The organism is Spirillospora sp. NPDC049652, assembly GCF_040675125.1.
Lineage (GTDB): Bacteria > Actinomycetota > Actinomycetes > Streptosporangiales > Streptosporangiaceae > Spirillospora.
Window position 1 is genome coordinate 1 of the sequence record NZ_JBFAOF010000256.1, and the last position, 8,313, is coordinate 8,313.

Below are 8,313 nucleotides of genomic sequence, written 5' to 3' on the forward strand. Positions count from 1 at the left end.
CGCACGACGCGGTGCCGACCTCGGCGGGCCTGGCGGCGGCGGACCCGCTGGCGGCGCGGTCGCCGGACCCGTCGGTGCTGGCCGCGCGGTTGTCGGCGGTGCTGAACCAGCCCGGCCCCAAGATCAGCGCCGTGGTGATCGACGCGGCGACGCGGCAGCCGCTGTTCGCCCAGCACGCCGAGCAGGCGGCCACGCCGGCGTCCACGACGAAGCTCGCCACGTCCGTCGCCGCCCTCGCCGCGCTGGGGCCCCAGCACCGGATCACCACCAAGACGGTCCGTTCCGCCGACGGCGGAGTGGTTCTCGTGGGCGGTGGCGACACGACGCTGACGGCGCAGCCTCCGAAGCCGGGGTCGGGTCGTCCCGCCTATGCGTCGCTGGTGGATCTGGCGAGGCAGACGGCGGGCGCCCTCACGCGTGCGGGGGTGCGGCAGGTCCGGGTCGACTATGACGTGTCCGCGTATCAGGGCCCGCGCACCGCGCCTGGTTGGAAGAGCAACTATCTCCCGGACGGTGAAGTGGCCCCCCTGACGGCCCTCACGGTCGACGAGGGACGCGTCGGCGTACCCGGCTCACACGCGCAGGCGCGCGTCCAGAACCCACCCGCCGCCGCCGTTCAGACGTTCGCGAGGCTGCTGAAGCGTTTCGGGGTCTCGGCCAAGGCTGGACGGCGCGGTACGGCCCCCGCGGGTGCCGAACGGCTCGGGGCGGTGCAGTCGCCTCCGATCTCGGCGCTCATCGAGCACGCCATGACCGAGAGCGACAACGACGTGGCCGAGGCCATGGCGCGGCAGGTCGCCATCAAGAAGGGCCTGCCGGCCTCGTTCGAGGGCGCGGGGCGTGCCGTCCGCGAGACCCTGGCAGGCCTCGGCATCACCGACGGGGTGAACGTTTCGGACGGCAGCGGCCTGTCGACCCGCAACCGCATCACGCCCCTCGCGCTCGCGCGTATAGCGGCGCTGGCGGCGTCCCCGCAGCGGCCCGACCTGCGCGCGGCCATCACTGGCATGCCGGTCGCCGGGTTCACCGGAACGCTCGGCCCGCCCCGCTACACCACTCCCGGCAGCCTCGGAGGCGCGGGCGTGATCAGGGCCAAGACCGGCACCCTGTCCGGCGTCAACACCCTCGCGGGGCTCGCCACCGATGCCGACGGACGCCTGCTGGCTTTCGCCTTCATGGCCGGGGACGGCAAGACCTCCGTGGATCCGGGCAAGCTCGACCAACTCGCCACCGTGCTCGCCGGCTGCGGCTGCTGAACCCCCTTGCGCACGGGCGTTCCCGGGCGCCGTCCACACTCTCCGCCCACGCGCTTACGCGTTCACTCCGTGGGGAGATAAACCGGAACGGCCGTTCGTTGAACGGGCGTGCAGGGCGCTCCGGCGCCGGAGCGCGAACGTACGGTGGGTGGACATGAGCGCCTCAATGATTGACTGGAACGTCGCGGTGCAGACCGGGACCCGGCTCGTCCGGCCCGGCCCCCAGGTGGAGCCCGCCGAGGCCCGCGAGGTGGTGGCGCAGCTGCGGGAGCTGTCCCGCGTGGCCCACGGGCACGTGCGGGACTTCACCGGACTCGCGATCGAGGCCGACCCCGCCCCCGCGACGGTCGTCGACCGCCCGGGATGGATCAGGGCGAACGTGGACGGGTTCCGGGTCGTCCTGGAGCCGCTGATGGAGCGCATGGCCGAGAAGCGCGGCCCTGGTCTGCTCGGCAGCGGCGCGGGCGGCACGGTCGTGCAGGCCGTCGGCTCGCGCGTCACGGGGATGCAGGTCGGCGCGATCCTGGCGTACATGGCGGGACGGGTGCTCGGGCAGTACGAGTTGTTCCTCCCGCCGGACCCGTCCGGAGCGGCGCCCGCCGGACGGCTCACCCTGGTCGCGCCCAACATCGTCGCCGTCGAGCAGGAGCTCGACGTGGACACGCGGGACTTCCGCCTGTGGGTCTGCCTGCACGAGGAGACGCACCGCGCCCAGTTCACCGGCGTTCCCTGGCTGCGCTCCTACGTGCAGGACCAGATGACCGAGTTCCTGCTGGCGTCCGACCTCGACCCGGGAGCGATGCTGGACCGCCTGCGCGACGCCGCCGAAGCGGTGGCGGACGCGGTGCGCGGCGGCGAGGGCAACCTCATCGACGCGATCCAGACGCCCGCGCAGCGCGAGATCCTCGACCGCCTCACGGCCGTGATGACGCTGGTCGAGGGGCACGGCGACTACGTGATGGACGCGGTCGGGCCCGAGGTGGTGCCGTCCGTGCGGCAGATCCGCGACCGGTTCCAGGGACGGCGCGAAGGCGGTTCGCGGATCGACCGGACGATCCGGCGGCTGCTCGGCATCGAGCTGAAGATGAAGCAGTACGCGGAGGGTTCGCGGTTCGTCCGCCGGGTGGTGACCGAGGTGGGGATGGACCAGTTCAACCGGGTCTGGGACTCGCCCGCGACGCTCCCGACGCACGCCGAGATCAAGGAGCCGTCGCTGTGGATGCGGCGCGTGCTCGACCCGCCCGCGCTGGGCACGCCCCCGCCCGAGGCGAACGAGGCGAACGAGGCGAACGGGGCCTGACCGCGCCGCTTCGGCTTCCCCGGCCGCCTCCGCGGCACGGAAACGTCGGAGGTCCGTGGTACTGGTTGGCGCATGGGGCCTGATCCGGCGGTAGCGGCGGTGCGGCTGGCGGTGCGGCGCGCACTCGCCGGCCTGCCGCCTGGTGCGATGACACTGGTCGCGTGCAGTGGCGGGGCCGACTCGCTGGCGCTCGCCGCCGCGCTCGCCTTCGAGGCGCCGCGGTCGGGCCGTCCCGCGGGCGGCGTGACGATCGACCACGGGCTGCAGGACGGTTCGGCCGAGCATGCCGAGCGGGTCGTCCGGGCCATGGCCGCGCTGGGGCTCGACCCGGCGGGCGCGGTGGCGGTGACGGTCGGCACCGAGGGCGGCCCGGAGAACGCGGCGCGGAACGCCCGGTATGAGGCACTTGATCGGACGGCACGTCGGCTGCGGGCGGGCGCCGTGTTCCTGGGGCACACGCGTGACGACCAGGCCGAGACGGTCCTGCTGGGGCTCGCACGCGGTTCCGGGGCGCGTTCCCTGGCCGGGATGCCGTCGTCGTTCGTGCGAAAACACGTGGCGTCCCAACGCGCGCAGGCGGGTCGCATGCCGGGCGCCGACTCTCCGGGCGACGGCGTGGTGCCCTCTCCGGCGCAGGGTGATCGTGAGTCGGGTGGACGCGCGCCGGACGATCACGAACAGTGTGAGGTTCGTTACGAGCGGCCACTGCTCGGCCTGGACCGTGCCACCACGCGTCGGGCGTGCGAGGCCCTCGGCCTGGAGCCCTGGGACGATCCGCACAACGACGACCCGTCCTACGCGCGGGTGCGCGTCCGGCATGAGGCGCTGCCCGCGCTCGAGAAGAGCCTGGGGCCCGGTATCGCCGAAGCCCTCGCGCGCACGGCCCGGCTCCTCCGCGACGACGCCGACGCTCTGGACGATCTCGCCGCCGAGGCCGCCGCGCGCGCCCGCGACCCCGAGCAGGACGGGCTTTCCGTCACGACGATCGAGGGCCTTCCGCGGGCGGTCCGCACGCGCGTCCTGCGGACGGCGGCGATCGAGGCGGGCAGCCCAGCGGGTACGCTCGCGGCCGTCCACGTCGACGACGTGGACCGGCTGGTCACGGGCTGGCGCGGGCAGCGGCACGTCGATCTCCCCGGGGGGATCCGGGCGTACCGGCGGTGTGGCAGGCTGCTGTTCGGCCGGGAGAGTGACGCCGCGCCGAGTGCGTGCCCGCCGTCGTGCACGCACGGACCGTCTCGATGAGGGTGGGGTAGTGGACGAGAAGGACCTGGGCGCCGACCTTTCCAAGGTGCTGATCCCGGAGGACGTCCTCCAGGCCAAGGTCAGGGAGCTGGCCGCGCAGATCGACGCCGACTACGCGGGCAAGGACCTGCTGCTCGTCGGCGTGCTCAAGGGCGCCGTCATGATCATGGCCGACCTCGCGCGCGCCCTGCACTCGCCCGCGTCGATGGACTGGATGGCGGTCTCGTCCTACGGGTCGGGCACCAAGTCGTCCGGCGTGGTGCGCATCCTGAAGGACCTCGACACCGACATCCTCGACCGGCACGTGCTGATCGTCGAGGACATCATCGACTCCGGGCTGACGCTGTCCTGGCTGATCAGCAACCTGCGCTCGCGCGGGCCGGCGTCGCTGGAGATCTGCGCGCTGCTGCGCAAGCCGGAGGCGGTGCGCACCGAGATCGACTGCCGCTACCTCGGGTTCGACATCCCGAACGAGTTCGTGGTCGGCTACGGCCTGGACTATGCGGAGAAGTACCGCAACCTGCCGTTCGTCGGGACGCTGGCTCCGCACGTCTACGGCGGGACCGGCGGCTGACCCGCCGAACCGGCGGTCTGGAACAACGGGCCCCTGTGGGACGTTGCAGACTTTGTTGACGGGTATACCGAACGGATCAGGGGATCGGCGCTGGCTGCATCCCCTGTGTTCCGCGGTGTACCGTCAGTGTCCCGAGCCTTCGGGCGTGGGAGTGTGAGGGTGACCGCACCGGCGGGTTTCGCTACCGGCGAGGGCCTGCCCGGCTCGGAGCCGGTTCGCGAGGGCGCCCGTCCCCGCGGGGACGGGCGAGGATCGCAATGTCAGGAGGGACGGGGCCCGGAGGGGTTACCGGATAAATGGACGTGAAGCGCTATTTTCGCGGGCCGCTGCTGTGGATTCTGCTGTTCTGCCTCTTGGTCGCCCTGGTCATGTGGGGCGTCAACCCCGGCCGCTCGTTCGAGAAGGTCGACACCTCCAAGGTGGTCCAGGAGATCAACGCGGGGCAGGTGAAGTCCGCCAAGATCATTGACAAGGACCAGCGGATCGAGGTCACCCTCAAGGACGGTGACAAGCGGCAGCAGGCCTCCTGGGTGGACGGCCAGGGCCTGCAGCTGCAGAACATGCTCCAGAAGCAGGTCGACTCCGGGTCGCTGACCGGCGGCTACACCGTCGACGTCCCCAAGCAGAGCTTCATCCTGAACCTGCTGTTCAGCCTGCTGCCCATCGTGGTCATCGTGCTGATCTTCCTGTTCATCATGAACCAGATGCAGGGCGGCGGCAGCCGGGTGATGAACTTCGGCAAGTCCAAGGCGAAGCTGATCACCAAGGACACGCCGAAGACCACGTTCTCGGACGTCGCCGGGGCCGACGAGGCCCTGGAGGAGCTCACCGAGATCAAGGACTTCCTGCAGAACCCGGCCAAGTTCCAGGCCATCGGCGCCAAGATCCCGAAGGGCGTGCTGCTGTTCGGCCCGCCCGGCACCGGCAAGACGCTGCTCGCGCGCGCCGTCGCGGGCGAGGCGGGCGTGCCGTTCTACTCGATCTCCGGCTCCGACTTCGTCGAGATGTTCGTCGGCGTCGGCGCCTCCCGGGTGCGCGACCTGTTCGAGCAGGCGAAGGCCAACGCCCCGTCGATCATCTTCATCGACGAGATCGACGCCGTCGGCCGGCACCGCGGCGCGGGCCTCGGCGGCGGCCACGACGAGCGCGAGCAGACACTGAACCAGCTGCTCGTCGAGATGGACGGCTTCGACGTCAAGGGCGGTGTCATCCTGATCGCCGCCACCAACCGGCCGGACATCCTCGACCCGGCGCTGCTGCGCCCGGGCCGGTTCGACCGGCAGGTCACCGTCGACCGCCCCGACCTGGAGGGCCGCAAGGGCATCCTGCGGGTGCACGGGCGCGGCAAGCCGTTCGCGCCGGACGTCGACCTCGACGTCATCGCCCGCCGCACCCCCGGCTTCACCGGCGCCGACCTGGCCAACGTCATCAACGAGGCGGCGCTGCTCACCGCGCGCTTCGACCGCAAGCTGATCGACATGGAGACCCTCGAGGAGTCGATCGACCGCGTGATGGCCGGGCCGGAGCGCAAGACCCGGGTCATGTCGGAGAAGGAGAAGAAGGTCATCGCCTACCACGAGGGCGGTCACGCGCTCGTGGCGCACGCGCTGCCGAACGCCGACCCCGTGCACAAGGTGACGATCCTGCCGCGCGGCCGGGCCCTCGGCTACACGATGACCCTGCCGATGGAGGACAAGTTCCTCAGCACCCGGTCGGAGATGAACGACCAGCTGGCGATGCTGCTGGGCGGCCGGACGGCCGAGGAGCTGGTGTTCCACGAGCCGACCACCGGCGCGGCCAACGACATCGAGAAGGCCACCTCGATCGCGCGCAACATGGTGACCGAGTACGGCATGAGCGAGCGCCTCGGCGCCCGCAAGTTCGGCACCGGGCAGGGCGAGGTCTTCCTCGGCCGCGACGTCGGCCACGAGCGCGACTACTCCGAGGACATCGCCTCCGCGATCGACGACGAGGTGCGCCGGTACATCGAGACCGCGCACGACACCGCCTGGGAGATCCTGGTCGAGTACCGGGACGTCCTGGACGACCTGGTCGTCAACCTCATGGAGAAGGAGACCCTCTCCAAGGAGGAGGTGCTGCGCATCTTCGCCCCGATCCAGAAGCGGCCGCACCAGAACTCCTACACCGGCTACGGCAAGCGGCTCCCGTCGGACCGCCCGCCCGTGCTGACGCCCAAGGAGCTCGCGCTCATGGGCCCGCAGGACGTGCCGTCCGACCTGGTGCAGAACAACGGGCAGAGCGGCGGGGCGTCCGACACGGTCGCGCAGCCGTCCGACCCGAACCAGGGTGAGAGCTGATCCTGTTGTCCGATGAGCAGTTCCCGGCCGGGCTCTCCTCCAACGGCGACGCCGCGTCGCCGCTGGAGGAGGGGCTGGCCGACCGCGCGACCGACTTCGACAACGCCCGCATCGAGCGGGCCGTCCGCGAGATCCTGTTCGCGATCGGGGAGGACCCCGACCGCGACGGCCTGCGCGACACCCCGGCCCGCGTGGCGCGCGCGTACGCCGAGCAGTTCGCGGGTCTCCGGCAGAAGCCCGAGGACGCGCTGAACCGGATCTTCGAGGCCGACCACGACGAGATGGTCCTGGTCAAGGACATCGAGGTCTACTCGACGTGCGAGCACCACCTGGTGCCGTTCCACGGCCTGGCGCACGTGGGGTACACGCCGAACAAGTCAGGCCAGATCACCGGGCTGTCGAAGCTCGCGCGGCTGGTGGACGTGTACGCCCGGCGCCCGCAGGTGCAGGAGCGGCTGACCAGCCAGGTCGCGGACGCGATCATGGAGATCCTGGAGCCGCGCGGGGTGATCGTGGTGATCGAGGCCGAGCACCTGTGCATGACCATGCGCGGTGTCCGCAAGCCCGGCGCCAAGACGGTCACCTCGGCCGTGCGCGGCGACTTCCGCGAGTACGCGCAGACCCGCGCCGAGGCGATGAGCCTCATCCTCGGCCGTCCCTCCTGACCTCCCTTCCGGATCCCGGCCGGCCGTGCTCGGTGTTCCGGGGGATTCGGCTGAGGCTGAGGGTGGTCGGCCCGGTCTGAGCGGGGGTTCCGGCTCAGGCCGGACGGGATTGGATCATGGCGTTGAGCGCCCGGTTTCCCTTACGGAGACCGGGCGCTTTCGCGTTATCCACAGGCTGGGGCGCGGGTCGGGGAGTGTCCGGAGGAGGGCATAGGGTTGGGGACATGACCAGTTCCGTCGTTCCGGGGCTGCCCGAGCCAGGGCGATGCCTCGTCATGGGCGTGGTCAACGTCACGCCCGACTCGTTCTCCGACGGCGGTGACTGGTTCGACGCCGACAAGGCGATCCGGCATGGGCTCGACCTGGTCGCCGAGGGCGCGGACGTGGTGGACGTCGGCGGCGAGTCCACGCGGCCGGGCGCGCAGCGCGTCTCGCGCGCCGAGGAGCTGCGCCGGGTCGTCCCGGTGATCACGGCTCTGGCCGAGGCCGGTGTCCCGGTCAGTGTCGACACCATGCGCGCCGAGGTCGCCGAGGCCGCGGTCGAGGCGGGGGCGCGGCTGGTCAACGACGTGAGCGGCGGGCTCGCCGACCCGGCGATGACCCGGCTGGTCGCGCAGGCGCGGGTGCCGTACGTGGTGATGCACTGGCGCGGCCACAGCACCGACATGAACGAGCGCGCCGTCTACGGCGACGTGGTGGCCGAGGTCCGCGAGGAACTGCTGCGCCGGGTCGACGCGGTCCTCTCCGAGGGCGTCGACCCCTCCATGGTCGTCCTCGATCCCGGGCTGGGGTTCGCCAAGAACGCCGAGCACGACTGGGCGCTGCTCGCGAACATGGACGCGCTGGTCGGCCTCGGGTACCCCGTGCTGTTCGGGGCGTCCCGCAAACGCTTCGTGGGCCGGGCCCTCGCCGCGCCCGACGGCACTCCGCGTCCCGTCCGCGAGCGCGCCGAACG

General features: G+C 71.6%; 7 protein-coding genes. All 7 read left to right on the forward strand.

The genetic code is table 11. From position 1 onward, the window contains the following. The coding region (gene dacB / locus AB0J52_RS18155; protein WP_500182752.1) for a D-alanyl-D-alanine carboxypeptidase/D-alanyl-D-alanine endopeptidase at positions 1-1,256 on the forward strand (1,256 nt) is incomplete at its 5' end. 166 nt (positions 1,257-1,422) lie between these two features. After that, positions 1,423-2,556: a zinc-dependent metalloprotease gene (locus AB0J52_RS18160; RefSeq protein WP_500182757.1), complete on the forward strand. Its 1,134-nt coding sequence runs from the start codon at positions 1,423-1,425 to the stop codon at positions 2,554-2,556. Between the two features lie 72 nt (positions 2,557-2,628). Next, positions 2,629-3,801 (forward strand): tRNA lysidine(34) synthetase, encoded by a 1,173-nt coding sequence (locus AB0J52_RS18165; protein ID WP_500182753.1) that lies wholly within the window; start codon positions 2,629-2,631, stop codon positions 3,799-3,801. Positions 3,802-3,811: 10 nt separating this feature from the next. Next, a complete protein-coding gene (hpt, locus tag AB0J52_RS18170) occupies positions 3,812-4,375 on the forward strand; it encodes a hypoxanthine phosphoribosyltransferase (protein ID WP_500182754.1) in 564 nt (187 codons plus the stop codon). Between the two features lie 296 nt (positions 4,376-4,671). Continuing rightward, positions 4,672-6,693, forward strand: a complete 2,022-nt coding sequence (gene ftsH, locus AB0J52_RS18175) for an ATP-dependent zinc metalloprotease FtsH (RefSeq protein WP_500182755.1) — start codon at positions 4,672-4,674, stop codon at positions 6,691-6,693. Between the two features lie 62 nt (positions 6,694-6,755). Continuing rightward, complete coding sequence (folE, locus tag AB0J52_RS18180; RefSeq protein WP_500182758.1) at positions 6,756-7,358, forward strand: GTP cyclohydrolase I FolE; 603 nt, start codon at positions 6,756-6,758, stop codon at positions 7,356-7,358. 224 nt (positions 7,359-7,582) lie between these two features. After that, the coding region (folP, locus tag AB0J52_RS18185) for a dihydropteroate synthase (protein ID WP_500182756.1) at positions 7,583-8,313 on the forward strand (731 nt) is incomplete at its 3' end.